The sequence below is a fragment of the Magnetococcus sp. PR-3 genome (genome assembly GCF_036689865.1).
In the GTDB taxonomy this organism is placed as follows: Bacteria; Pseudomonadota; Magnetococcia; order Magnetococcales; family Magnetococcaceae; genus Magnetococcus.
Genome location: NZ_JBAHUQ010000012.1, coordinates 36,982 through 61,576, shown reverse-complemented (window position 1 = coordinate 61,576; position 24,595 = coordinate 36,982). Strand labels below are relative to the sequence as shown.

At 49.8% G+C, this 24,595-nt stretch carries 23 protein-coding genes; 14 read left to right on the top strand and 9 right to left on the bottom strand.

Going from position 1 to position 24,595, the window contains the following annotated elements:
- Positions 1-5 precede the first annotated feature (5 nt).
- The 5 genes from V5T57_RS08510 to V5T57_RS08490 are packed head-to-tail and all read left to right on the top strand — an operon-like array spanning position 6 to position 5,504.
- Complete coding sequence (locus V5T57_RS08510; RefSeq protein ID WP_332890769.1) at positions 6-1,898, top strand: RCC1 domain-containing protein; 1,893 nt, start codon at positions 6-8, stop codon at positions 1,896-1,898.
- Between the two features lie 11 nt (positions 1,899-1,909).
- Positions 1,910-2,281: a hypothetical protein gene (locus V5T57_RS08505; protein WP_332890768.1), complete on the top strand. Its 372-nt coding sequence runs from the start codon at positions 1,910-1,912 to the stop codon at positions 2,279-2,281.
- Positions 2,282-2,287: 6 nt separating this feature from the next.
- Positions 2,288-2,830, top strand: a complete 543-nt coding sequence (locus tag V5T57_RS08500) for a DUF1833 family protein (RefSeq protein WP_332890767.1) — start codon at positions 2,288-2,290, stop codon at positions 2,828-2,830.
- On the top strand, positions 2,827-3,237 hold the full coding sequence (locus tag V5T57_RS08495) for an NlpC/P60 family protein (RefSeq protein ID WP_332890766.1): 411 nt from the start codon (positions 2,827-2,829) through the stop codon (positions 3,235-3,237). Before V5T57_RS08500 ends, V5T57_RS08495 begins: the two co-directional genes overlap by 4 nt.
- Positions 3,234-5,504, top strand: a complete 2,271-nt coding sequence (locus V5T57_RS08490) for a host specificity factor TipJ family phage tail protein (protein ID WP_332890765.1) — start codon at positions 3,234-3,236, stop codon at positions 5,502-5,504. Before V5T57_RS08495 ends, V5T57_RS08490 begins: the two co-directional genes overlap by 4 nt.
- A 139-nt stretch (positions 5,505-5,643) precedes the next feature.
- Here the strand turns inward: V5T57_RS08490 and V5T57_RS08485 are convergent, their stop codons facing one another.
- Positions 5,644-6,105 (bottom strand): MerR family transcriptional regulator, encoded by a 462-nt coding sequence (locus V5T57_RS08485; RefSeq protein WP_332890764.1) that lies wholly within the window; start codon positions 6,103-6,105, stop codon positions 5,644-5,646.
- 96 nt (positions 6,106-6,201) lie between these two features.
- On the opposite strand from V5T57_RS08485, the gene V5T57_RS08480 reads away from it, so the two are divergent.
- From V5T57_RS08480 to V5T57_RS08470, 3 genes are all read left to right on the top strand, one after another.
- Positions 6,202-7,383, top strand: coding sequence for an SO_0444 family Cu/Zn efflux transporter (locus tag V5T57_RS08480; RefSeq protein ID WP_332890763.1), 1,182 nt, complete (start codon positions 6,202-6,204; stop codon positions 7,381-7,383).
- A 772-nt stretch (positions 7,384-8,155) separates the two neighbouring features.
- The gene (locus tag V5T57_RS08475; protein WP_332890762.1) at positions 8,156-8,584 is read left to right on the top strand and encodes a hypothetical protein; all 429 of its coding nucleotides are present in this window, start codon (positions 8,156-8,158) and stop codon (positions 8,582-8,584) included.
- Positions 8,585-8,677: 93 nt separating this feature from the next.
- Entirely contained in the window at positions 8,678-9,928 is a 1,251-nt protein-coding gene (locus V5T57_RS08470; RefSeq protein ID WP_332890761.1) for a TolC family protein, read from the top strand.
- A gap of 439 nt (positions 9,929-10,367) precedes the next feature.
- Here V5T57_RS08470 and V5T57_RS08465 read toward each other — a convergent pair whose 3' ends face one another.
- Positions 10,368-11,003 (bottom strand): hypothetical protein, encoded by a 636-nt coding sequence (locus tag V5T57_RS08465; RefSeq protein WP_332890760.1) that lies wholly within the window; start codon positions 11,001-11,003, stop codon positions 10,368-10,370.
- A gap of 21 nt (positions 11,004-11,024) precedes the next feature.
- Between V5T57_RS08465 and V5T57_RS08460 the strand changes: the two genes are divergently transcribed.
- On the top strand, positions 11,025-12,020 hold the full coding sequence (locus V5T57_RS08460) for an efflux RND transporter periplasmic adaptor subunit (protein WP_332890759.1): 996 nt from the start codon (positions 11,025-11,027) through the stop codon (positions 12,018-12,020).
- A gap of 14 nt (positions 12,021-12,034) precedes the next feature.
- Positions 12,035-15,232: an efflux RND transporter permease subunit gene (locus tag V5T57_RS08455; RefSeq protein WP_332890758.1), complete on the top strand. Its 3,198-nt coding sequence runs from the start codon at positions 12,035-12,037 to the stop codon at positions 15,230-15,232.
- A gap of 360 nt (positions 15,233-15,592) precedes the next feature.
- Here V5T57_RS08455 and V5T57_RS08450 read toward each other — a convergent pair whose 3' ends face one another.
- Complete coding sequence (locus tag V5T57_RS08450) at positions 15,593-16,180, bottom strand: helix-turn-helix domain-containing protein (RefSeq protein WP_332890757.1); 588 nt, start codon at positions 16,178-16,180, stop codon at positions 15,593-15,595.
- A gap of 314 nt (positions 16,181-16,494) precedes the next feature.
- Here V5T57_RS08450 and V5T57_RS08445 point away from each other — a divergent pair, with 314 nt between their 5' ends.
- Both V5T57_RS08445 and V5T57_RS08440 read left to right on the top strand, forming a co-directional pair.
- Positions 16,495-16,941, top strand: a complete 447-nt coding sequence (locus V5T57_RS08445) for a disulfide bond formation protein B (RefSeq protein ID WP_332890756.1) — start codon at positions 16,495-16,497, stop codon at positions 16,939-16,941.
- A 5-nt stretch (positions 16,942-16,946) separates the two neighbouring features.
- Entirely contained in the window at positions 16,947-17,600 is a 654-nt protein-coding gene (locus V5T57_RS08440) for a DsbA family protein (protein WP_332890755.1), read from the top strand.
- A 103-nt stretch (positions 17,601-17,703) separates the two neighbouring features.
- Here V5T57_RS08440 and V5T57_RS08435 read toward each other — a convergent pair whose 3' ends face one another.
- A complete protein-coding gene (locus V5T57_RS08435; RefSeq protein WP_332890754.1) occupies positions 17,704-18,804 on the bottom strand; it encodes an integrase core domain-containing protein in 1,101 nt (366 codons plus the stop codon).
- A 250-nt stretch (positions 18,805-19,054) separates the two neighbouring features.
- Between V5T57_RS08435 and V5T57_RS08430 the strand changes: the two genes are divergently transcribed.
- Positions 19,055-20,545, top strand: a complete 1,491-nt coding sequence (locus tag V5T57_RS08430) for a host specificity factor TipJ family phage tail protein (RefSeq protein WP_332890753.1) — start codon at positions 19,055-19,057, stop codon at positions 20,543-20,545.
- Positions 20,546-20,551: 6 nt separating this feature from the next.
- Here the strand turns inward: V5T57_RS08430 and V5T57_RS08425 are convergent, their stop codons facing one another.
- The 5 genes from V5T57_RS08425 to V5T57_RS08405 are packed head-to-tail and all read right to left on the bottom strand — an operon-like array spanning position 20,552 to position 24,046.
- Positions 20,552-20,776, bottom strand: a complete 225-nt coding sequence (locus V5T57_RS08425; RefSeq protein ID WP_332890752.1) for a hypothetical protein — start codon at positions 20,774-20,776, stop codon at positions 20,552-20,554.
- 31 nt (positions 20,777-20,807) lie between these two features.
- Positions 20,808-21,287, bottom strand: coding sequence for a TIR domain-containing protein (locus V5T57_RS08420; RefSeq protein WP_332890751.1), 480 nt, complete (start codon positions 21,285-21,287; stop codon positions 20,808-20,810).
- A 1-nt stretch (position 21,288) separates the two neighbouring features.
- Positions 21,289-21,879: a 7-cyano-7-deazaguanine synthase gene (locus tag V5T57_RS08415; RefSeq protein ID WP_332890750.1), complete on the bottom strand. Its 591-nt coding sequence runs from the start codon at positions 21,877-21,879 to the stop codon at positions 21,289-21,291.
- Positions 21,870-22,592: an 8-oxoguanine DNA glycosylase gene (locus V5T57_RS08410; protein WP_332890749.1), complete on the bottom strand. Its 723-nt coding sequence runs from the start codon at positions 22,590-22,592 to the stop codon at positions 21,870-21,872. The genes V5T57_RS08415 and V5T57_RS08410 overlap by 10 nt, the downstream gene beginning before the upstream one ends.
- Positions 22,589-24,046: a toll/interleukin-1 receptor domain-containing protein gene (locus tag V5T57_RS08405; protein ID WP_332890748.1), complete on the bottom strand. Its 1,458-nt coding sequence runs from the start codon at positions 24,044-24,046 to the stop codon at positions 22,589-22,591. The genes V5T57_RS08410 and V5T57_RS08405 overlap by 4 nt, the downstream gene beginning before the upstream one ends.
- Before the next feature lie 157 nt (positions 24,047-24,203).
- Between V5T57_RS08405 and V5T57_RS20910 the strand changes: the two genes are divergently transcribed.
- Positions 24,204-24,485, top strand: a complete 282-nt coding sequence (locus V5T57_RS20910; protein ID WP_442918185.1) for a helix-turn-helix domain-containing protein — start codon at positions 24,204-24,206, stop codon at positions 24,483-24,485.
- Positions 24,486-24,595: the final 110 nt, after the last annotated feature.

Sequence of the window (24,595 nt, the reverse complement as noted above, 5' to 3'; positions counted from 1 at the left end):
TTGAGATGTCTTCTTCTACGGAACTGGAACAGTTGGTCAACCAACTGGAATCCGATGGTGATCTATTGCATCAGGTGGTGCATGGGGATGATGCCACCACGGTGAGCACAGAGGGTGGTTCGGTTAAGTCTCTGGCCAAAGCCCAGGCGGATATGGATGCCACCCTGAATGCCAACATGACCAGTCTGACGACCTTAAAGGATCAGGCTGAAAACGCAGCAACCGCTGCTCAAGCCGCTGCCAATGATGCCCTGACCATCAAATGGAAAGGGGCCTACGATTCAGGTCTGAGCTATCTGGAAAACGATGGGGTGCACTTCAATGGCTCCGGCTATATCTGCATTGCTGATGCAACTGCCGGAATCACACCGCTGGACAGTGGTCATTGGAGTCTGCTGGCGGCCGGTACCAATCAGGTGACTGAGCAAGGCGACCTGCTTTTTCACGATGGGATAGGTCCTGCTCGACTGCCAGCGGGAACGGCTGGTCAGATTCTGCAAACAGGTGGGGTGAGTGGGGACCCCTCATGGACCGCACTGCATGATCGCCCAGGGTGCCGGGTGAAAGCATTGCAGGTCCAGCGTAGCGGCAGTGGTATCGGCATGTACAACAGCGCCTATCTCATGACCGATGGTACCGTTCGAATCGTAGGCAACAACGGTCAGGGACAGCTGGGCATCGGTGCCCAGTCCAGTCGCCGCTTACAGCCTATGACCTGTGCCTTTCCCGCTGGCCTGACCACCGTGGTCAAAGAGGTGCATCTGGCTGGGCGTTCTGTCTTTGCTCTGATGGAGGATGGCACTGTCTACTCCTGGGGCTACAACGGCTATGGCCAGCTGGGGCAGGGGGATACCAACCTGCGCTATGTGCCTACCAAGATTGTAGGGCTTACCGGCATCACCCAGATGGCCACAACGGGATCCTATTGGGGAGACTATACCTCGGTCTGGTTTCTGGATGACCAGGGGCGCATCTGGGCCTGCGGCTTTAACGGTTATGGTCAACTGGGAGATGGCTCCACCACCAACCGTCTGGAGCCGGTGCAGGTTTCCGGGGCACAAAACTGGGTGTGGGTGGGATGTGCAGGGGCTAATTGCAGCTATGCCTTTGCCATCGATGCCAGTGGTAATGCTTTTTCTTGGGGCTATAACGGTCGTGGCAATCTTGGAGTGGGCAATACTACCGACCAGCATGGACCAACCCCAGTATCCCTGCCCGGTAATGTGAACACCATCGTGGGTAACTGCGATGGGGATGGCAACGGTAACCCCTACGCTTCAACCTTCTGGCAGTTAGAGGATGGGCGGCTCTATGCAGCCGGGTACAACACCTATGGCCAACTGGGGGTGGGGGATACCACCGAACGCACCACTCCGGTGGAAATCTCTGCTCTGGCCAATGTGGTGGATGTCTCTATTGGTGGCGGTCAAACTGCCCACGGCATGGCCTTGTTGGGGGATGGCTCCATCCGCACCTGGGGGCGAAACAACTATGGCCAACTGGGGGTGGGCAATACTACCAATCAGCATACGCCCCAGGATCCGGGTCTAACCGATATCGTCCAGATTCGTGGAAGCGGCTACTACGGCTATCAGTTCTCCATGGCGCTGGACAGCAGTGGTACTCTTTGGAGCGCAGGGTACAACGGTAACGGTCAGCTTGGGCTGGGACATACGACCTACCAAACCAGTTTCCAACCGGCCTGTGGTATCGGGTTGGGTGGTTCATTCGGCGTTAAACCGGTGGATATCGTATTTAATGGGGAAAATTCAGGGTTCTGTACCCATGTTCTGCTTTCCGATGGCCGAGTACTCTCATCTGGCTATAACGGCCATGGTCAGGCCGGTACCGACTCTTCTAACTCCGGTCTCTATGCCTTCTCCACGGTTCTATTCTGATGGAGGTCGCTATGCGTCAGATCTATCGATATTCTTCTTACCTACAGATCCGCTACCCGGAAGGGGGCGATCCCAACCAGCCTGTGGTCTACCTCTGTGAGCTGGATGGTCAGATCTATCTCTCTGTTCCTCTGGATCATCCCAAAGCTGAGCAGTGGCAAGGGCCTGTTGATTTCACGGAAGAGCCAGGCCTGAAGCATCAACTGCGTAAGCAAGCGCTGCCCTGCTTGGAGATCAATGAGCAGCTACAAGCAGATATCCGTGATCGATATGGTCTGGAAGATGAGCTCCGAGCCTTGCGGGTGGGGGACCCTGGCTATCACGCCTTTGTAGAAGGTTTGGTCTCCCAGGCCGATGCCGCCAAGGCTGCTTTAGGTCTGTAACATTCAATGCCTGACGATCGACTCTCCCAGGCCATCCGGGAGGCCTATGCTTCAGCACCTGCTGATGTGGTGATTTTGCATACCCTGGAGATCCGCCACCCAGCCTTTGTGGATGATGAAGGGGTGCCCACAGCTATCCGGGTGGTAAGGGACTATGTGGATCTCACCGCCAAGTTGGAGTCTTCAGCGCCTCTCAATCCTGGCGAGCCAGTCACCTTTATTGCTCTGGCCTTCAATCTGGAACTGCCACCAGTGGAGTCCACCCCTATGCCGGAGATTGTGGTCACCCTGGACAATGTTTCCGGGGAGATCATGAAGCATCTGGATCGGGCGGTGCAGACCATGGACCCCATTGAGATCACTTACCGCCCTTATCTTTCGACTGATCTGGAAGGCCCGCAGATGGATCCTCCTCTGACCCTCACCATCACTGAGGTGGAAGCGGACATGCTCCAGGTCAGAGCTCGAGCCCGCATGATGGACATCGGTAATAAAGCTTTCCCCGCAGCTACCTACAGCGCCTCCAGATTCCCAGGGCTGGCCCGATGAGCCATTTTGCTGCCCAATATATTGGTAGGCCCTGGTCAGCAACCGCAGAAGGTCCAGAAGCCTTTAACTGCTGGACCCTGATCAGGTGGATTCAGCAGCACCATTTTGATCGGCAACTTCCCTTTATTCCTATCTCTGGCAACGATCTCTCAACACTGGCCAGAGCCTTTCAAAATCATGATGAACGTCACCGCTGGCAGCGAGTTCAAGCGGCCTGTGAGGGGGACTGTGTGCTCATGCGCCAAGCTCGATATCCGGTGCATGTGGGGCTTTGGCTGGATGTAGATGGTGGCGGTGTCTTGCACTGCGTACAGGGGGCAGGGGTGGTGTTCCAGAATCTGCAAGCTCTGCAACAGCATGGATGGTTTACAGAGGGCTACTACCGTTTCCAGGAGAACGCCACATGAACGGCTCCATTATCATTGTTGAAAATCCCTTTCAACCCCACCTAAACCGCCAGCAGTTTCCCATCCTAAAGCCCATTACCATCCAGGACTGGCTCCTGCAGAGCCAACCCCCTGAATTTACCCTCCCCACCATCTGTATCAAAAACGGCGAGCCCTTGCTCCGGGGTGAGTGGCAAACTGAGCTTATTCAGTCTGATGATCTCGTAGTGTTCGTACCGCTACCTCAAGGTGGCGGTGGTGGTGGCTCCAATCCTCTTCGTGTGGTTCTGATGATTGCCGTAATGGTAGCGGCCTACTATTTCGGGCCTGTCATAGCAGGCAAGATTGGTTGGGCCACCAAGGTGGGGGAAGCAGCCATCACGGCAACCCTGGCTGTAGTTGGCTCAACGCTGGTTAATGTCCTTGTTCCTCCCCCTATGCCCCAGATGTCCAGCTTTGGCAGCAGTGGCATTCAAGCGCCAAGCCCCACCTATGCCCTGGGGGTCCAGGGTAATCAGGCCCGCCTGGGACAACCCATCCCGGTCATCTACGGCAGACACCTCATCTATCCCGATATCGCTGCATCCCCCTACACCGAATATTTAGACAATCAGCAGTACCTGCATCAACTCCACTGCATCGGCCAAGGCCACTATCAGCTTGAATCTCTGCGCATCGAGGATACCCCTATTTCATCGTTTGAGGAGATTGAGTACGAGGTCATCCCGCCAGGATCTGGAGTAACCCTGTTTGATCCCGACGTGGTGACAGCTCCCGAGGTGGCAGGCCAAGAGCTCATCGCTACCAATTTATTGGAAGAGGGGGATGATGGCTGGATCGGGCCTTTTGCCGCAAACCCACCCGGTACCGAAGCTTCTGCCATTGGAATCGACTTAGCCATGCAGAGTGGTCTCTACTACGCAAACAGCGGAGGAGGGCTGGATGAACGTACTGTGGAGTGGGAGGCCCAAGCTCGGCAAGTAGATGATGAAGGTACACCTGTAGGTGGCTGGATGACCCTGGACCTCATTACGGTTACTGAGGCCACCAATACGCCTCTGCGCCTTTCCTACAAACACAGTGTCGATGCTGGTCGGTATGAGGTGCGGCTACGCAGGACCAACGAGAAAGATACCGATCCGAGGGCAGGGCATGAGCTCAGATGGTCAGCCTTGAGAGCCTATCTCGACAGCCAGCCGGATTTTGGTGATGTCACCATGCTGGCCATGAGGATGCGGGCTACCGACAATCTCTCCCAGCGCTCCTCACGCATGGTCAACTGTGTAGTAACCCGCAAGCTGGCAGCCTGGAATCCAACTTCAGGGTGGTCCGATCTACAACCCTCCCGATCCATCGCCTGGGCCATTACCGATGCCCTTAAAGCCGAGTACGGAGCCAAACTAACGGACGACCGCATCGATCTGACAGGCCTCCATACCCTGGATCAAATTTGGCAGAGTAGGGGAGATCATTTCGATGCAGTCTTCGACCAAAAGCTAACCGTATGGGAGGCCATCACCCGTATTGCCCGATGTGGGAGAGCAGTACCCATTCTTCAAGGTGGCACCGCCCGTATTATCCGCGACCAGCCTCAAACCCTGCCCGTTGCACTCTTCTCTTCCCGCAATATGGTAAAGAACAGCCTCAGCATCCAGTACCTCATGCCCAGTGAAGAAACCGCTGATGCGGTCACCGTGGAGTTCTTCAACGCCGAAACCTGGAAGCCCGATGAGGTGACGGTTTCACTGGATGATAGCCAATCTTCTAATCCAGCGAAGGTGGCCCTATTTGGTTGCACAGACCAAGCCCATGCCCAGAGGGAAGGGGGCTACATGTCAGCAGCCAACCGGTATCGAAGGCGTATCATCACTTTCCAAACGGAGATGGAAGGTCTCATCCCCACCTATGGAGATCTCATCGCCATTACCCATGATGTGCCGGAGTGGGGGCAGTCGGCTGAAGTGGTGTCAGTGGATGGTAATCGACTCACTCTGACAGAGCCTTTGGAGTGGGCAGAGGGGGAAGATCATGTGGTTGCCATCAGAAATCAAGATGGTTCTGTCAGCGGTCCATGGTCTGTCCAACATGGAATGAAGTTCAATCAGGTTATTGTTTCTGATCTGGATTTTTCACTGGCTGTTGGGGCTGAAGCTGAGCGTCCCCATATTACTTTTGGCACCACAACTCAGTGGAGTTTGTTGGCTAGAGTGCTATCCATACGTCCCCGGGGTGAGCGAGTAGAGATCATGGCTGTTGGTGAGCATGAGAGCGTTCATCTCAAGGGGTGACTACTAGCTCGTACCTGTTGGGGGGCTCTGTGCCCGGTCGGTTTTCTCGATTGTCAAAGAACTCAATTCAGCGTCATACAGTGGGAGGAAAAAATACTGTGATTTCAAGATGAGTAAAATTTTTGGGAACTACAGAGAATTATTTTAAACTCAATGGCCCACCGTGATCCTTATCCTCACATTGATCATGATCTCTTAGAGCCTCTAAAATCAGACACTTCTCAACTTTGTTCTCACTGCAATGGCCGATAATCCTTTCCAGTTCTTTCTCCAAACGCTGGAGTCGACTAATCCGATTTTTGACATCGGCTAAGTGCAATTTCGCGATTTGATCCACTTCTTCGCATGAGTGGTCGGTATCTCCAGCCAACATTAGCATATGCTGGATCTTATCCAATGAAAATCCCAGCTCTCTGCAGTGCCTTATGAATAGAAGTTGATCGACATGTTCTTGCGTGTAGAGCCTCTGATTCCCCTCAGATCTTTTGGGAGGAGGGATTAGCCCCATTTGCTCATAATAGCGCATCGTCTGGAGTTTATATCCGGTAGCTTTGGCTACCTGACCAATCGTCCACGGAAACTTTGGAATATTTTTTTTCATGGCTTTTTCTGCTTGAACCTACAGTTACTGTAGGTTGTAGGGTAGAGACAAGTGGGTAGTGATGCAATCTAATAACTCTAGCCGTGGATGGAATCAATGGAACTGTTCTTCAATAATTTTGTAGACTTGTCATTGGATGTGGCCCCCTGGCTGATCATTGGGCTCATCGCTACGGGATTGGTTAAGGCATGGATACCTGAGTCGGCTGTCGCCAGATGGCTGGGAGGACGTGGCCTGGGGCCGATAACTCGTGGTGCACTTATTGGAGCACCTTTGCCCCTTTGTTCGTGTAGCGTCGTACCAATGGCCATGGGGCTTCATAGAAAGGGAGCATCAAAACCAGCAACGGTATCTTTTTTGGTGGCGACACCGGAAACAGGTGTCGATTCGGTTGCTATTTCGTGGGTATTGCTGGGCCCCTTCTTGACCATTGTACGACCCATTGCAGCCATCTTCAGTGCCGTTACCTCCGGTTTGTCAGTCCTTCTAATCGACCGAATTACCAAGCCTCAGGAAAAGCCCAGAGATCAGGGGAATAGTGTTTCTCAAGAAAACAGTGCCCCCGTACCCAATCCGATGGTTTCTGGAGCATCCAGTCAAAAATTCAATCAAATTGCTGTTTCTTCACCCATTACCCAAAGCTCGCCTACTGAGGGTAGTGGCTCATGCTGTTCAAGTAGTTGTTGTGGTTCAACGCCTCAGTCTGAGGGGAAAATTCAAGATTTACCCCATTGGAGGCGTCTACAGCAGGGGATGAAATATGCAATGACTGATATTTGGGATGATCTTGCTCCGTGGCTGGCCATCGGGGTTTTGATCACCGCTCTGGTCATGACATGGGTCCCACCTGGTAAATTGACTGCATTCTCCGAGTACCCCTTCTTGGCCATGCTGACCATGATTGCCGCAAGTGTGCCGGTATATGTCTGTGCATCGGCATCAACCCCGATTGCTGCAGCTATGATCTTCAGTGGTTTGACACCTGGCATGGCGCTGGCTTTTATGATTGCGGGTCCTGCAACCAACATCGCTACACTGGGAATCATCAAGCGTGAGCTAGGTGGAAAAACGTTGACAGCCTATTTGATTGGAATTGTTTTCAGCGCTATATTTATGGGCCTTGGTATTGATTGGATAACACATATTGTAGACAGTGAAATTGTGGTTACACGCCCAGGCGGAACAGAAGAGATTTTACCATTTTGGCTTTCCATGGGGGCTTTAATATTCCTGGCCTCCCTATCACTGCGTCATCCAGTCACCAAGATGGTTAAATAGATGGGTGTAAATTCCATAAAATGACATTACGGTGTATTTGTTTTATATGCAGACAGGGGGAGATCATCATCATGTATCACGGTTGCGGTATTGACCGCATGAAACATCAGGTGCAACACAAAAAAGTTGCTTATTTGAATTAATTGGGTTATCAACGCCAAATCTGTTCTGCATTTGGAAAGGATTTCTTGAATGGCAAAGCGTGGGTTCATAATCGTAATGGCGTTGATGATTGCATTGCAATCAGCTGCCGCTATTGCAGATGTGCACCTGCCCGGACAAGATAGCCCATTGCACCAAGAGATGGATCATACCCATAGCCTTGCTGATTCAAATCTTGACCAACAACTTGCCGAACAATCCCCGGGAAAAACAAGTCAGCCTAGCAATGATTGCATGAACTGTTGCCACTGCCATGGTCATAGCAATGCACAGTTAGGCCAACTGTCATCCTATCTTCCTACCCTCCCTGGTCTCCGTTTTTACGGCTTCCAACCCAAGTTAAAGTCCGTCGCACTTAATTCCCCGTTTCGCCCCCCTATAGTCTGATCGCTTTGTTGTAAACGTTTGACAAACTAAATTTCTCGTTACCAGAGCAACTTGTTTGGTAATCGGTACAGTCGTGCTTTTAGTGTGCTGTCACTGTGTATTCAAATTTGTTCTCCAGTTCTGTTACGTCTTGGTTTTGTTCAACGTTTACAACGAACCAATTATCTATTGCTATACCTGAAGGTACAGCGAACAGACCAATATTTGTTTAGGGTGAACCATCATGAAGAATTTCTCTTTCGCACTTGTTCTCAGTCTCCTTTTCGTAAGCCCAGCTCAGGCTGATCAACCTCTACCAGAGGTAGAAATCGTAAAGAGTAAATACCAACGTTGGCAATTCCGTAATGTCAGGACAGACCGTACTGACAAGGGGTTGTTTTTGACCGGTCGTTTGAATGCACGCAACTATCATGGCCTTCCCAGAGGGCATGTGGATATTGCTGCTTGGTCCCCTGATGGCGCACTAATCATGGAAACAACTTCAAGTTATTCTCCAGGAATCCTATCCAAGCGTTTATCCCGTCGTGGGGGTGTTCGGTTTTCAACAGGCCTTCCTGAACTCCCCGCTGGCACAAAAATAATGCTGGCTTTTCATGGGGTTGAATCGCAACAAACTCAAAAGCCTGTACATGGAAAAACAGTGGCGCGTTGAATCCATCAGGGGCATGCTTGCCGCATGTGTATAGATCCTGTTCAGATACCCCGCTGCTTGTAGCGGGGTGTTCATCACTAAGGGAAAATCATAATGAGACCATTCAAATGGCTTCTTAAGGCCGTGTTTGGGATATATGCGCTTTTACTCCCAATTGTTACACATGCTGAAGCATTAAGTTGGGATGCTTGGCTTGTCTCCCAAATACAAAAACACCCTGAAATGCTCGCAGCCCATGAGCAGCTGTTAGGGACAAAAGCTGCAGCAAAAGCGATGTCTCAGCCTCTCTATAACCCAGTGCTGTCAACTGGTTTTGAGACCAAAAAGCTGGAAGATAGCTACCAGTTAGGTGTAGAGCAAACTGTCGATTGGTGGGATATCCGAGGTGCAAAGCAACATCAAGCGCGCGATATGAGCAGAGAGGCCGAAGCACGATATCGGCAGCAATTCATGGAGATGACGACGGCTGTGTTGAGCGCGCTAGCAGAATGGCAGATGGCCAACAAAGCCGCAATTGTTGCAAAGAAACAAAAAAAACAATTGGATCTGCTTCTTGATCAAGTTGAGAAACGTCAGCAAGCGGGTGATCTAGGCGCTGCTGATGCAGAGTTGACCTTTTTATCATTATCTCAACGTTTAACCGAGCTTGCAGAGGTTGAAGCCACTTTGTTGCAGGCAGAGAGCAAAGTGCAGGAATTGCTGACAGAATGGGCCCCTGAGCTTGATGGTATTCCGGACGATTTTTTGGAGACTATGTCTGGTTCCATCTCAGAGCAGGACACTATGCAGCACCCAATGGTTGCTGTTGCCAAAGCACGTTGGCAGTCACTTAAAAATGAGGTTGAGATCACACGGCGCTCAATGATGGCTGAACCAACTTTTGGAATCACTCTAGGGCGAAACATCTTGTCTGAAGGTGAAAATGAAAGTGTTGTGGGGGTAGCCCTTACCATCCCTCTTAATATTCGCACAGACCCTAACTTTGAGATTCGCACCTCACAACAAGCAGCTTTAGAAGCTGAAGCTCGCTTTAAGGCAGTATCTCGTAAGTTGGAGTTTGATTTTCAAGCAGCTCTGGCTTCATGGCAACGCTATAAAAATCAATATGAGCGGTGGCAAAAAGTGGTTCAAGGCCGACTTGAGAGTAGTTCACAAATGCTTGAACAACAGTGGCGCAATGGCGAACTGTCGACCACTGATTATCTGCAGGCATTAAGTCAACGTTCTGAAAGTCTATTAGCGGGCATTACTTTAGAGAAACAAGTGATGCTCAGTCTTATAGATGCCCTTTCCAAAACAGGACGTTTACCGATTAAAATGGCTCTTGTAGAGGGAACTGAATAATGTGTGCAAATAAAATGCTATTTATCTCCATCGTTAGTATGGGTTTATTGGGTCCAGAAGCTGGGTATGCAACGCCTCTCCCAAGCATGATAGTTGTACAGTCTGAGGTAGAAATGATTATTGCACAGGCTGAACCTCGTGAGGGCCGGCAGCAGCGTAAAGTTGATCATGGCTCCCACCAATCTAAGGTTCATGAAGATCACGGAGCACATCAAAATAGTCGTCAAGATGATCACAGTAAACATCAAGGACATCATAAAAGGGGTCATGACGATCAAGGGAGTCCTCATGGGCAACATACAGATCGTTCCCACAATCATGAAGCCCATCAAGGCCATTAACTTTGTTGAGAGCAAAAACGATGCGTACACACAAAATTTTGATGGCTCCTTTGTTAATGTTCAGTCTATTAGGAGCTTCTACAGGCCAAGCCGAACCCCTAGCAGACCCCATACTTAATCAAGAGGGTGGGGTCCCTGTACTTGTGGCTCGAAATGACCATGGTCCGGAACAGAGCCATCGCGATGATGCTCATGATGCCCATGATGACCATGGCTCGGAACAGGGACATCGTGATGAAGCTCATGATGACCATGGCCCGGAACAGGGACATCGCGGTGAAGCCCATGATGACCATGGCCCGGTACAGGGGCATCGTGATGAAGCCCATGATGACCATGGCCCTGAACAGGGACATCGCGGTGAAGCCCATGATAACCATGGCCCGGAACAGGGGCATCGTGATGAAGCCCATGATGACCATGGCCCTGAACAGGGACATCGTGAAGAAGCCCATGATGACCATGGCCCGGTACAGGGGCATCGTGATGAAGCCCATGATGACCATGGCCCTGAACAGGGACATCGCGGTGAAGCCCATGATGACCATGGCTCGGAACAGGGACATCGTGATGAAGCTCATGATGACCATGGCCCGGAACAGGGACATCGTGATGAAGCTCATGATGACCATGGCCCGGAACAGGGACATCGTGATGGGGCCCTTGATGACCACGGACATGCGGTTGATGGTGGGGGTAAACCTCATGAGGGTGAAAAGGATGAACACGGCCATGCAGAACCCTCTTCTGCCACATTGAGTTCAGCTCAAATGAGATTAGCAGGAATTCAGGTCGAACCGCTGGCCGAGAAAATGGTTAATTATAGAATATATGCTCCAGGAGAAATTCTTTCTAACGGCTATACCAGTTATCGGGTGTCACCACGGGTAGCCTCTGTCGTGTTACGCCGCCATGTTGCCTTGGGTGATCATGTTAAAAGTGGCCAAAAGTTAGTGACTTTGTTTAGTGAGAGCCTTGCTCAGGTTCAGGCTGAGTATCGTGCTGCCTGGCCAGAGTGGAAACGTGTACAAAAATTGGGACGTAAAACTTTAGGCGAACAGCGCTATATAAGAGCAAAGGCCGACTTTGAAGCAGCCCAGGCAACACTTTTAGCTTATGGCCTATCCAAAGCAGATCTAAAAGCCCTGACAGCACAACGTTTTAGAAACCTCGGAGAATACACGCTTAGAGCAAAAATTGATGGCGCCGTTCTCTCCGATGAATTTCAACAAGGGCAACGTATTGAGGCTGGTGATCCATTAATTATGTTGGCAGATGAGGCTCAACTTTGGATCGAAGCAAAGTTACCAGCCAATATGACGCTTACATTAGGTGCTGGATCCCAAGCAGAAGTAGAAGTTGGTGAGCTACACGTATCGGCCTCTGTTATCCAGGAAGCCCATGCCATTGATCCCGTTACGCGGACTCGAACTGTTCGCCTATTGGTGAAAAACCCAGAACATAGACTTCATCCTGGCCAATTTGCAGAGGTTTTTTTCCTCTTCAGTACAGAAAAACCTGTATTGGTCGTGCCTGAAACAGCCCTGATGAGAAGTGCTGATGGTGACTGGGTGCTGTTTGCAGAAGATCATCCTGGGGAATTTGAGCCCGTGGAGGTTGAACTAAAGCGCTCTTTTGGTCAGCTACGTGAAATCTCAGGTCTAAAATCTGGTGCACGCGTTGTCACAAAGGGTGCTTTTTTTGTCGCCTCGCAAATTGCAAAGGGCGGGTTCGATCCGCATAACCACTAATAGGAGAGGACCCCATGCTAAATCGAATGATCGATTGGGCGGTCATCAACCGTTTATTGGTGGTGATTGCGCTTATAACACTCATTGTGTCAGCATATTTCGTTATTCCAAAGTTAAACTTGGATGCGTTTCCTGATGTTACCAACGTTCAAGTCTCTGTAAATACAGAGGCCCCTGGGTTAGCTGCTGAGGAAGTTGAGCAATTAATCACATACCCGATTGAAGCAGTGATGTATGCCCTTCCTGATGTGGAAGAGGTACGTTCCATCTCGAAGACAGGTCTTTCAGGGGTCACTGTTGTATTTAAGGAGAGAACGGACATCTACTTTGCCCGGCAGTTAGTGTTTGAGCGCCTCCAAGCCGCAAAAGAGCTCATTCCAGAAGGTGTCGGTACACCTGAAATGGGGCCAAATACTTCCGGGCTTGGGCAGGTTTTCCAATATCTTCTTGTCGCCGAACCTGGTTCAGGTTACGACGCAATGGCCTTGAGAAGCCTCAATGATTGGGTCGTCAAACTTTTATTGATTCCGGCAGAAGGGGTAACGGATGTACTCTCTTTTGGTGGTGATGTACGACAATATCAGGTCAATCTTAATCCATCTCAAATGTTGGCTCACGGACTTGTTCAGGATGATGTCATTACAGCATTAGATCGCAATAATACCAATGTAGGTGGTTGGTATATGAACCGAGGGCAGGAACAACTGGTTATTCGTGGGACCGGTTGGCTAGATCATGGTCAGGAAGGGCTTGAGCAAATCAGGCAAGTTCCACTTAAAACCGTTAATGGTACAACGATTACCGTAGGGGATGTTGCCCGCGTTGCCTTGGGGAGTGAAATTCGCCAAGGCGCTGTGACCATGACAAGAAAGCGCACCGATGGTACCGTGGAGAACCTGGGGGAAGTTGTATCGGGCATTGTACTTAAGCGACTGGGTGCGAATACTAAAGCCACGATTGATGGGATCAATAATCGCACCGATCGAATTAATCAGGCATTACCCGACGGAGTTCGTTTCGAAGCCTTCTACGATCAAGCTGATCTAATTACACAAGCAGTACAAACTGTTGTGGATGCTTTGCTTCTAGCATTTATCTTTATCGTGCTCATTCTGGCTCTATTTTTGATGAATCTGCGCGCCACCTTTCTTGTACTAATATCTATCCCCATCTCAATAGGTATCGCTTTGATGATCATGGCATGGTTTGGCTTATCAGCTAATCTTATGTCACTGGGAGGTATTGCGGTCGCAATTGGAATGTTGGTGGATGGCTCCGTGGTTATGGTTGAAAATATGTTTAAGCATCTAACCCATCCAGATGCCATACATGATCTACAGAGGCAGCGGCAGACAAGTGATAAAGATTTGGATCCACTGGATATTTCCCATGATGATCACGGTATTGCCCTACGTTTACAAGAGGCAGGTAAAGAGGTAGCGCGTCCTACCTTCTTTGCAACAGCCATCATCCTCGTTGTTTTTATGCCCCTCTTTAGCTTTGAAGGGGTCGAAGCTAAACTGTTCCAACCCATGGCCATCAGCATCATGCTGGCCATGGTTTCTGCTGTGTTTGTCGCATTGATCATGGTCCCCGCTTTGGCAACATATCTATTCCGTAAAGGTGTACGCGAGCGTAGGAGTATCATACTGATGCCTCTGGACTTTCTCTATCGAAAGCTGCTGGCGTGGGCGATGAGGTATCGCATCATTGTTGTTGGGATTGCCCTGGCACTAGTGGTGGCAACAGCTGTCGTTCTTCCACGTTTAGGGACCGAATTTGTACCAGAGTTGGAAGAGGGGACAATTAACCTCCGCGTGACATTAGCGCCATCATCCAGTTTGCAGACAGCTCTCACTGTCGCCCCAAAATTGGAAAAAATATTGATGGAATTTCCAGAAGTGACCTATGCATTATCACGCATTGGTCGTGCTGAAATTGGCGGGGATCCTGAACCCGTTAATAACATTGAGATCTACATTGGCCTCAAACCTGTCTTGGAATGGACGAGTGCTGGGAATCGATATGAACTCCAGGAGCTCATGGAGCATAAATTAGATCAACATCCAGGTTTACTGTTCAACTTTTCGCAGCCAATTGCTACTCGAGTTGATGAGTTGCTCTCCGGTGTTAAAGCTCAATTGGCCATTAAACTTTTTGGTCCTGATCTAGATGTCTTGGCAACAATGGGTCAAAAGATTGAGGCTGTTGTAAAGGAGGTTAAAGGGGCGCGTGATGTGGCTATGGAACAAATCACTGGTGAGTCTCAGCTCATTATTAAGCCAAACCGTCAGGCTTTATCCCGCTACGGGCTTCCTGTAGGTGATGTTATGGAACTTGTGCGTGAGGGGCTTGGTGGCGTCAGCGCTGGACAAATCATCAATGGTAATGAACGCTATGACATCTATGTTCGACTGGACCAGCGCTTTCGACAAGATCGGGAAACAATCGCAGATTTACGTTTGCAGGCACCGTCCGGTGCATGGGTGCGCCTTGGTGATGTAGCCAATGTGAGCATTGCATCAGGACCACCACAAGTCAGACGTGATGATGTACAGCGTCGTGTCGTTGTGCAAGCCAATGTGTATGGACGCGACATGGGCAGTGTTGTTGAAGATATTCGTCAGACCATATCTCAGAATATTGACCTTCCAACAGGTTATTCTGTAGATATCGGTGGCCAATTTGAAAATCAACAACGGGCGCAAAAGCGTCTGTCCTTGGTTGTTCCAGTTTCTCTAGGGCTTATTGCATTACTGCTCTATTTTGCCTTTTCTTCGGTTGGTCAGGCTCTACTGATTCTAGTAAATGTGCCCCTAGCTGTCATTGGTGGCGTATTTTCACTTTGGATCTCAGAACAGTATTTATCTGTTCCAAGCTCTGTCGGTTTTATCACCTTATTTGGAGTTGCCGTACTCAATGGTGTCGTCATGGTGGAAAGCATCAACCAGAGAATCACAGATGGGTTGGCAGTAGCTGATGCTGTGTTTGATGGAGCAGTTTCACGATTAAGGCCTGTCTTGATGACTGCAATAACTTCTGCTTTGGGGTTAATCCCTATGCTGCTATCTACTGGAGTTGGTGCAGAAATTCAAAAGCCCTTGGCGAGTGTTATTGTAGGTGGGTTAATCACATCCACGCTCTTAACACTATTTGTTCTACCCGCACTCTTTGCATGGTTTTCAAAGGGTAAGATCCAAGAAATGAAATAGGTGTAATGAAATGAAGGTTAATTCACTGAATGCCATCTTTTCTTCTTCTCCAGCATAAAAGGTTGTGTCAAATAGGTTGCTGGGCGAGTGAGTACGGTGAGATGGATGTTCGACATGATGGGGTAAGGGGAGGAAGGCAGCAAGAATAGGAAAAATGGGTGGCAAGAGGCAATGGCCTATTCTTTCTCAGATGTTGATGGGGTTGTAGTGGACTGACGGGTTTTGAAGGAAGCGTCCGAAGAGGTGGTGATCCACGGACATGGATACAGTCGGGCCAAGTGATCTCTTCGGAGACGATGGAAGCAGGTTGGCGTGTAAGATCATCGAGGTAATGAGGATTGCTCACTTCCTTAAAGGGCGCTAAGGTAGTGTGACTGCTGGGTAGAGAAGGCGACAGGCATTACTGTCAGCAGTAGAATTGAGCAACCACACCAGTTGATTGGCAAAGGTGGTGCGCCACTTCATAGCCCGCAAACCAGGAGGTATCCGTTGCAAGTATCGGGAAACAGATGATTCAGAGATCTGGAAGCTCAAAATGAGAAGTTCGCCGTGGATTCTTGGTGCTTCCCAAAGTGGATTTTCCATTGCCATGCGCCTGATGAGCTGCTGAATCTCTTTAGAGATTGGTGGTCGACCACCTGGATTTTTTTCAACGTCTGCCATGACGGTCTGCCAGCCCTGGCGCTTCCACTGTTTGACCGTGTCGGGTTGGATGATTTCAAGTGCTCCAAGCCATTGGCTCCAAACTGAAGCACTGAAGATCCAAATGAGTCTATCAAATGGTCTGAATTCTGGACGTTTTCCAGACCGTTTGAGAACAATAATCTGATGGCGCAGCAGGATGTTAGTGAGAACGAGATCGATGCGCTCTCTGAGTGCCTTTCGGAGAATTCGTACCCACCTTTTTGTTGTTCTGAGCATGATGACGAGACTACCATGTGTCGGCACGAAATGTTAACTTCTTCAAAGTGGTCGAGGTTTTGACGAGGGACAGTCATTTTGCATCCACTACCGAAATAGAAAGCAAAATCTGAGCGGCTCGTTGAGCGCATCGGTCTATGGGACACGCCCATCATGGCGGACAACCACAATCGTAAGCTCGGTCGACCAAACCATATGAAACCGACTGTGAGAAATACAATCCCTTATGCCCACCAAACCATGGATCAATAATGGCTAATTCGGCAGAATTGCCACAGGGTTACAGATCTTCCCACGTTTCCCGGCATCTATTTGGGGGTAAGGATTTGAGTGGATCTTGTATGGAAATGGATAAAAAAAACCAAGTGGACAAAACAATAACTACCGGCTGGTTATGGCTTTTTGCCGCATGGCTGGTTGCGACACTGGCTATGATGGGCAGCCTTTTTTTCAGTGAAATTCTTGATGTGCCCGTCTGTGAGCTATGCTGGTATCAACGGATTCTCCTCTACCCATTGGTGCCCATACTGGCTTTGGGACTCTTTCCTCATGATCGTGGGGTTGTACGGTATGCCAGCCCGTTGGTCTTCATCGGTTGGGGGATCGCCTTCTATCAATTTCTTCTTGTCATGGGGGGGATTCCAGAGAGTATCCAACCTTGCAAGGCTGGTATCCCCTGCTCTGAAACACACATGAAAATATTAGGGTTTATCAACATCCCAATGCTTTCCCTTTTTACCTTTACCGTCCTGCTCGTGCTTTTGGGGATGGCTCATGGAAAGAAGTGAACACGATGCAAAAGAAAACGCTGTTTATCAGCTCCATAATCCTCGTGGCAGTTGGTTTTGCCATTGCTGCAATGGTTGTCGGTCAGAAAACTACCGCAAAGAAACGGGATACTGCGACCAATAATTTCTCTGTAATGGAGCGTGCCAGCGCCCCCGTCAAAGGGCCGGGTGACGCCGAGGTAACCATTGTCGAGTTTCTGGATCCGGCATGTGAAACCTGTGCTCAATTCTATCCTCTGGTCAAAGAGATCATGGGGCACTATCGGGGCCAAGTCCGCGTCATGGTGCGTTATGCTCCACTGCATGCCGGTTCTGATCAAGTTGTGAAAATGTTGGAAGCCGCTCATCTTCAAGGAAAATTCTGGCCGGCTCTGGAACAACTCTTCAGCACCCAAAACCGATGGGTCGTGCATCATCAATCCCAGCCCATGCGCGCTTTAGCCCTTTTGGGTGATGTGCCTGGGTTGGACCTTGAAAAACTGGGCAATGATATGAACGGCGCCCGGGTCAATGCGGCGATCGCAGAAGATGTGGCTGCACTTCAGGCATTGGGCGTTAAAGCAACACCGGAATTTTTTGTAAACGGCAAGCCCATGCCAAGTTTTGGTTTGCCGCAACTGCAACACCTAGTTGCAGAAGCAATCCAAGCAGCTAACTGAGGATGGTCTTGATAACGTGAGGGGTACCAAAATGTGTACAAACTGCTTTTAGCTTACAATACAAGCATATGATACACTTTTTGGTGAGCGGTAGTAACGGGCTTTATGCCGCCTCTCGATAGTAAGATTTGATGATCCCACCAAGCCTCTCTTTGCATTGAATGGGACCATCACGGGCTGCACTGAAATTGACGTCCAGTACGGTGTTGTCACGGCCAACTCCACGGTGTGGTCTTTCGTGATTATAATGGTCGACCCAAGAATGCAGAATGTAGTTGAGCTGAGACCGGCTGAAGCAGATGAAGAAGTTGAAACACTCGCGTTTTAGCGTGCCAATGAAGGACTCTGCAAAGGCATTGGCCTGTGGTGCGCAATGCGGGATTTGGATCACTCGAACGAAATCGCTACGCCAGACTTCCAGGAAAGGACCGGAGAACTTGGTATCGCCATCCCGAATCAAATAGGCAGGCTTGATGCCCTGTTCATCGCACCATAAGAGAGTATTTCGGGCCTGCTGAGTTACCCAAGCGTTATCCGGTGCATAGGTCGCAGAGCTGGGGAACACGCGGCGACTAGCCAGATGGATAAAGACCAGCACGTAGGCGGTTTTTTTGCCGAACAGCGTATGCACGTCCTTCGTGAAAAAGTCGCATGCCAGGGTGGTTTCAAGGTGGGCCTTGATAAAGATTTCCCAGGGCAGAGGTGGTGTCGGTTTGCTCTTCTCTGGTTCTGGATGGATGCCTGCTTCGTTGAGGGTACGTTTGACCGAGTTGGCTCCAGCATAGAGGCCGAGCTTCTTGAGTTCACCAACGATCCGCCGATACCTCCATTGCAAATTCTCCTTGGCCATGCGGATCACGGTGTCTCTCAACTCCTGAGTTAGTCGTGGTCTGCCGACCTGTTTGAAGGGCTTCCCTGAAGAGGATTGATTGAGCCAGCGTCGGTAGGTATTGGGCTTGACGATCATGATTAGGTTATTGATCTGGTGATCAAAGTCAGCCCCCAGTCGCAAGAGTTCGGATTTCTCCTCTGGCGAAGCGATGACACGCTGGCTGGGAAGTCGCTCTTGGAGTATTCTGACTTGGGCTTTGAGCAGCCGGATCTGCGCATTATGACGAGGGCTGAAAAACTGGGAGATGATTCCCCAGAGGAGGAGTGATAGTGCGTTTATTTGCATGGAAACGACCAAATCGGACTTTTTCAAAAAAAGAAGACCGTGTAATGATATAGCCAATTCCTACATTTTGGCACCCCGCTCAAAATCGTAGGAAACGGGTTTCCGTTTCGAGCTCTGTTCGTTCCCTTCCAATTTTTCATCTTTTCCCCGCTTTTCAAGCATCGGTTCAGAGCCATTAACCTCTTGAACACCAAGAATTCCAGCCTGCTTTCCAATCAATGATTATTCAAAGAAGCGACAAAAGCTGGCGATTCTCGCGTCGAACTTTTTCTCCACTTTGAGCCCAAAATTCTCTGGAGAAGGTTCGTTTCGGGAATCGAACCCTCCACCCTTTGCCGCAAACCCACCCGGTACCCAAGCTTCGGCCATTGGAATCGATCTGGCCATGCAAAGTGGCCTCTACTACGCCAACAGCGGGGGCGGGCTGGATGAGCGCACCGTGGAATGGGAGGCCCAAGCCCGGCAGGTAGATGATGAAGGCACACCTGTTGGTGGTTGGATGACTCTGGACCTTATCACCGTCACCGAGGCCACCAATACACCCCAGCGCCTGTCCTACAAACACAGTGTCGATGCTGGTCGGTATGAGGTGCGGCTACGCAGGACCAACGAGAAGGATACCGATCCCAGAGCAGGCCATGAATTGCGGTGGTCTGCATTGAGGGCCTATCTGGACGGTCAGCCAGATTTTGGGGTCCTCACCATGTTGGCCATGAAGATGCGTGCTACAGACAACCTCTCCCAACGCTCCTCACGTATGGTCAATTGTGTGGTCACGCGTAAACTGCCAGCCTGGAACCCTGAGTCAGGATGGTCCGATCCACAACCCTCCCGATCCATTGCCTGGGCCATCACCGATGCCCTTAAAGCCGAATACGGAGCCAAACTAACGGACGACCGCATCGATTTGACAGGCCTCCATACCCTGGATCAAATCTGGCAGAGTAGGGGAGATCAATTCGACGCGGTATTTGATCAGAAACTCACCGTCTGGGAGGCCATAACCCGTATTGCTCGGTGTGGTCGGGCGGCACCTATCCTTCAAGGTGGAACTGTCCGTATCATCCGTGACCAGCCCCAAACTCTACCCGTTGCACTCTTTTCCCCACGCAACATCGTTAAAAACAGTCTCAGCATCCAATACCTCATGCCCAGTGAAGAAACCGCTGATGCGGTCACCGTGGAGTTCTTCAACGCCGAAACCTGGAAACCCGATGAGGTCACCGTCTCTCTAGATGACAGCCAAACCACCAATCCCGCCAAAGTAGCCCTGTTCGGATGCACAGACCAAGCCCATGCCCAGAGGGAAGGGGGCTACATGGCCGCAGCCAACCGGTATCGAAGGCGTATCATCACCTTTCAAACGGAGATGGAAGGGCTCATCCCAACCTATGGCGATCTCATCGCCATTACCCACGATGTGCCAGAGTGGGGGCAGTCAGCTGAGGTGGTGTCCGTGGATGAAAACCGACTTACCCTGACAGAGCCTTTGGAGTGGGCAGAGGGGGTAGATCATGTCATTGCAATCAGAAATCAGGATGGCTCGGTGAATGGCCCTTGGCTTGCCCAACGTGGAATGAAGTCCAATCAAATCATCGTTCCAGAAATGGGTTTTTCACTGGGTCTTGGTTCTGGGGCAGAGCGCCCCAACATTGCCTTTGGAACCACAACTCAGTGGAGCTTTCAGGCCAGAGTCCTATCTCTTCGTCCACGTGGTGAGCGTGTAGAGATCATGGCTGTTGGTGAGTTTGAAGCAGTTCACAGTTGAGTGAACTTATTCTCCCAAGCGTGCAAGGACTTTATCGACCAGTGATTTCGCAGCAACACGATTGACAGAGCATTCATAGATCAATGAGATCATTTTCTGTACAACGGCCTGTCCGTTTTCAGGGATTGCGGTTAATCCTTTGCTGTCTTGAACGCTTTCTTCAGCTTTTTCAAGATCTGTTTCCAGCTCAGTGTAGCGTTGTGTCAGAGCCTCTCGATCTTTTTCATCCATCACATAGCTTGTGGTATTAAATGCTATTGATTCACCCCTTGGACATTTCATCCGATAATTTGGACCATGACACCACTTTGACTCCGTGATCATTTACCCATGAAGGCTGGTTTGATGGTGGGGCATCACCTTTGTGCATGGCGATCACTTTTTTACCCAGCGCAAGACTCTTCTCAACTTCCCATTTAACCCACTGGCTTCTCGATGTCTCAGGAGATAGGTAGACCACAGTCGTGGATGATTGGTTGATGCGTTCGGCCAATTTTTGCTTGATGTAGTCTGCGCGCTCGCTGTCAAAAGGCTCTTTTACCGAATAGTCATTGAACGCTATATCATTGTTGTCGTTTGCTGATTGCGCGCGTAAAGCCTGTACATCTTGGAAGTCTTCATAGGCGAAACTGATAAAAACATTCTTTCGTTCTTCAGATTGTTTGATTAGCTCCTTAGCCTTTTTCTCCAGTCCACTGATATCACCCAACGTATCTCGACCGCCTCCACCACCACCTCCCATGTCACACCTCCTTTTCTGGAAATTCCTGGCATGCGATGCAAGCGCCACAAGGTGTGGCACCACCAGCATGACAGGAATAGGTCCCCTCAATATCCTTCGTTCTAGCTAGATTGACCACATCAGCTTTGTGAAAATCAGACAAGGGGGCCAATATCCGAATGTTTCGGCCCATTGCAAAGGATATCATGTCTTGGGCTCGACTGAGGAATATTGCAGTCTGATCAGGGAATAAACTCGTATCCTCGTTAAGTAGGCCGATAGCCACTGTTTCAGCGTCGTTCTGATATGCCCAGGCGGCACCTACAAGTAGAAAGAGCAAATTCCTGCCGGGGGTAAAGGCGTCCTCCGCCACATGTTTATCCGCATCGGTAAGGCCACTGCGGATAAGAGTGCCAAAGCCACCCAATCCGGCAGTTTTTGGTTCAGGGAGTCCCAGAGCATTCATGGCCTTCACGCATGCCGTATATTCCCTTTCCTTGGCCCGCTGGCCGTAATCTATGAATAGGGGGTATTGACGGACGTCAGTTTCCTGAATCAGTTTGGCCATTAAGGTAGAGTCCAGACCACCGGAGACCAGAGTCACTATGCCCATGCCATCTCCTTGGATTTGGTGTTACCAACTGCCCGCATGACGATCCAGATTGCCCAATCCACCATGCCTACAGGATATCCGAATTCTTCGGCATGCTTTTCGAGCACATGTTCTTGTTTTCGGTAGGCCGACAGGCTCCCGATAGAATGCAAGGCTTTGTTGGCAAGGCCAATTGCAGACATGTAATTGAGCACGTGCCTGTCCAAAACGGCCAAATCGTAACTCGCCCCCACATTACGCAGAAACATACTGGCCTGTTTGGGCCCGAGGCCAGGAATTCGTGACACCAGCCACTTCCGTAGCGCCCATGGATCTGCCGATTTTGTGTCAATAATGCGTTTCAGCGAGCCGCCTTCCTCCTGAATTACTGTCCAGGCATCAGCAAGTTGTTTGGCGCGCAGATCTGGAAACCTGTATTTGCGAGTTTTATTTCCAACCTTCAGAGGTGAATGTAGCAACTCGCTGAGAACGCATCTGACCTGTTCAGTATCCTTATTACTATATGTCGACAGGATTCCGGAATCCCCAATTCGGTCAGCTGCTGCAGTTGCCAAGGTGTAAGGAACTTGGCTACTCAGCACACAAGAAGAGAGATCCCACCACAGCTGTTGCTCCTGGATTGTTTTTCCGGCTTTGCGTGTATTAACTCGCTCATAAATATCTGGACATATGGCCGATACAGCGTTCCGAAGGGACTGTGGATGAGGGCTCATGCGAACACCTCCGGTAGTTGGTTTTCCAACTCCTCTATCGCGCCACGAGGTAGAGAGTTTGCAAGTAGTGTTGGCAGTCTTGCTTTCTCCTTTCGGTCTAGCACGCGACCAACCCACTCATCAAAAAAAGCAAGATTGTGAAACAGTGCTTTCGCTTCAAAATTGATTCCATCTTCTGTCATGGCTAATCGAGTGATTTCGGACTTTGCCATTTGGGATTGGAAGCGGAAAAGATCAGCTTGCTGAAAATGAAACAATCGACCCGTCTCGTGATCAGCTACGACACGGCACCATTCAAGCCCATCAAAACTATCTGCTCCAGCCGCAGTCAGAATAGCTAGCGAAAGCGGGTTGCCCGTTCCTAACATGTGAAGTCGAGTTGATATTCCAAAGGTATCGAGCTCTCGACGAATGGCATGCACCATTTTGGCCCTGTTAAGTATCCCATCCCCTAGCTCTCGTTCTGGAAGTGCCACAATGGCTGGAGGGGTTCGTAGTGCCCTCACGAGCTTTGGAAGTACTTTCAGAAATAAGTCCGCTCGATGATTTCCGTTTTTATCTTTTGGAACGTGGACAATAGGAAACACCGGCTTGTCAGTTGCGTTTTGATCGCGCCGTACGGCATTAAGCACATCTTCGACGATGGCCTCTTCAGATTCAGGAGGTGAAACATTATCGAAACAGAAAGCAAAATCGTGAGGTGTGTCTTCAAACACGCGATGCAGATGGTCTGGAGACCAGTCTCTATCATTGGTGCGGTGAGCCTCATAATTTCCGGAATCCAGTAGGACTATCGAGCCATTTTCCTGGCACTGCTCAATTGTATTTTTCATTGCTAATCGGCGCTTCGCCTGCAAGTCATAGGCGGAGACAAGTATCGTTTTCGCTTTATACAGTCGCAGCACCTCCAAAGCTTTGTCAGGCTGTAGAGGTGTTTCATGGGAAGACACCGAAAAAAAGAAAGTAGGAAAAGAAATACGTTTATTATCAACATCAAGGGGAGAGGCTGCGCGTGTTTGTTTGTTAGATACTGCTGTAACTTTTGATATCAACCTTATTAAAGTTTGGATGCCAGAGTGTTCCTCTTCGCCACCCCAGTTGAACACGTCCTCGTAACTCGTGCTGCCAAAGCCTAGAGGTGGTAAGCAATCGACAGTTCTGATTGGAATAAGAGGCACATCAAGCTGGCGTGCAAGCTTGGCTTCATCAGGAACCGTCTCATGGTGTTGAGTCGCTACACTCCAGATGGGAATGACGCATTTAGCATCTTGCAGCTCTCGATCTACAGCTTGTCGCCAGTTGGCTTCCTGATTTTTTCTATCCCACCAAACTGTCCAATGTCTGGACAAGATTGTGTCCAGTTTCTCCACAAAACCCCTGTCCTCTTTCGCGTAAAAGATACAGATATCGGCCATAACGATTCCGTGATTGTCCATGGTGGATTGATTTGCCATACCGATATTTCATCGGGATCGCCTGAACAAGACTTAAGTTGTTGCTAGCTGAATCCTCATTAACCAGTGTAGCATTTATCCACATAGCGTGTAATACTAAATAGAATTTTTTTGGATGTGAGATCCATCAACAAGGGGGAAAGCGCTCGGTTGAGCAATGCCTATCATTCGAAATAGAAGTCAGATTGCTGCCGTTGGGGATCGCCTGCGTGCAGCCAGAGAAGCGGTTGGATGCAGCCAGAAGTCTGTATGTGATTCGCTAGACGCCCATATAACAACATGGAATAAATGTGAAAAAGGAAAGAGGATGCCTGGTCCGATGGTAATGGTGCGTTTACAGGCTAGGTTTCGAATCTCTCTTGATTGGATCTATGCAGGGGATCCGTCAATGCTGCCATTTTCTTTGGCGGAAAAAGTGATGGCGTCAGCTCATGGATGAAATGGGAGCGGTTGGATAGCAACAAATAAATCCACATAATGGGGATTATGTGTGGCTCAAACCTTCGGATGTTGTTCCTGGCAAACATGAAGTGGGGTTGAAAATATGGT

Bases quoted from the DNA above. Each gene is read 5' to 3' on its own strand.
- V5T57_RS08415 (WP_332890750.1), bottom strand. From the start codon at position 21,879: ATGGGCATAGTGACTCTGGTCTCCGGTGGTCTGGACTCTACCTTAATG.
- V5T57_RS08475 (WP_332890762.1), top strand. From the start codon at position 8,156: ATGAAGAATTTCTCTTTCGCACTTGTTCTCAGTCTCCTTTTCGTAAGC.
- V5T57_RS20910 (WP_442918185.1), top strand. From the start codon at position 24,204: ATGCCTATCATTCGAAATAGAAGTCAGATTGCTGCCGTTGGGGATCGC.
- V5T57_RS08470 (WP_332890761.1), top strand. From the start codon at position 8,678: ATGAGACCATTCAAATGGCTTCTTAAGGCCGTGTTTGGGATATATGCG.
- V5T57_RS08495 (WP_332890766.1), top strand. From the start codon at position 2,827: ATGAGCCATTTTGCTGCCCAATATATTGGTAGGCCCTGGTCAGCAACC.
- V5T57_RS08410 (WP_332890749.1), bottom strand. From the start codon at position 22,592: ATGAGCCCTCATCCACAGTCCCTTCGGAACGCTGTATCGGCCATATGT.
- V5T57_RS08490 (WP_332890765.1), top strand. From the start codon at position 3,234: ATGAACGGCTCCATTATCATTGTTGAAAATCCCTTTCAACCCCACCTA.
- V5T57_RS08500 (WP_332890767.1), top strand. From the start codon at position 2,288: ATGCCTGACGATCGACTCTCCCAGGCCATCCGGGAGGCCTATGCTTCA.
- V5T57_RS08440 (WP_332890755.1), top strand. From the start codon at position 16,947: ATGCAAAAGAAAACGCTGTTTATCAGCTCCATAATCCTCGTGGCAGTT.
- V5T57_RS08455 (WP_332890758.1), top strand. From the start codon at position 12,035: ATGCTAAATCGAATGATCGATTGGGCGGTCATCAACCGTTTATTGGTG.
- V5T57_RS08425 (WP_332890752.1), bottom strand. From the start codon at position 20,776: ATGGATGAAAAAGATCGAGAGGCTCTGACACAACGCTACACTGAGCTG.
- V5T57_RS08405 (WP_332890748.1), bottom strand. From the start codon at position 24,046: ATGGCAAATCAATCCACCATGGACAATCACGGAATCGTTATGGCCGAT.
- V5T57_RS08505 (WP_332890768.1), top strand. From the start codon at position 1,910: ATGCGTCAGATCTATCGATATTCTTCTTACCTACAGATCCGCTACCCG.
- V5T57_RS08485 (WP_332890764.1), bottom strand. From the start codon at position 6,105: ATGAAAAAAAATATTCCAAAGTTTCCGTGGACGATTGGTCAGGTAGCC.
- V5T57_RS08480 (WP_332890763.1), top strand. From the start codon at position 6,202: ATGGAACTGTTCTTCAATAATTTTGTAGACTTGTCATTGGATGTGGCC.
- V5T57_RS08420 (WP_332890751.1), bottom strand. From the start codon at position 21,287: ATGGGAGGTGGTGGTGGAGGCGGTCGAGATACGTTGGGTGATATCAGT.
- V5T57_RS08510 (WP_332890769.1), top strand. From the start codon at position 6: ATGTCTTCTTCTACGGAACTGGAACAGTTGGTCAACCAACTGGAATCC.
- V5T57_RS08465 (WP_332890760.1), bottom strand. From the start codon at position 11,003: ATGGCCGTGTTCATCCTTTTCACCCTCATGAGGTTTACCCCCACCATC.
- V5T57_RS08445 (WP_332890756.1), top strand. From the start codon at position 16,495: ATGGAAATGGATAAAAAAAACCAAGTGGACAAAACAATAACTACCGGC.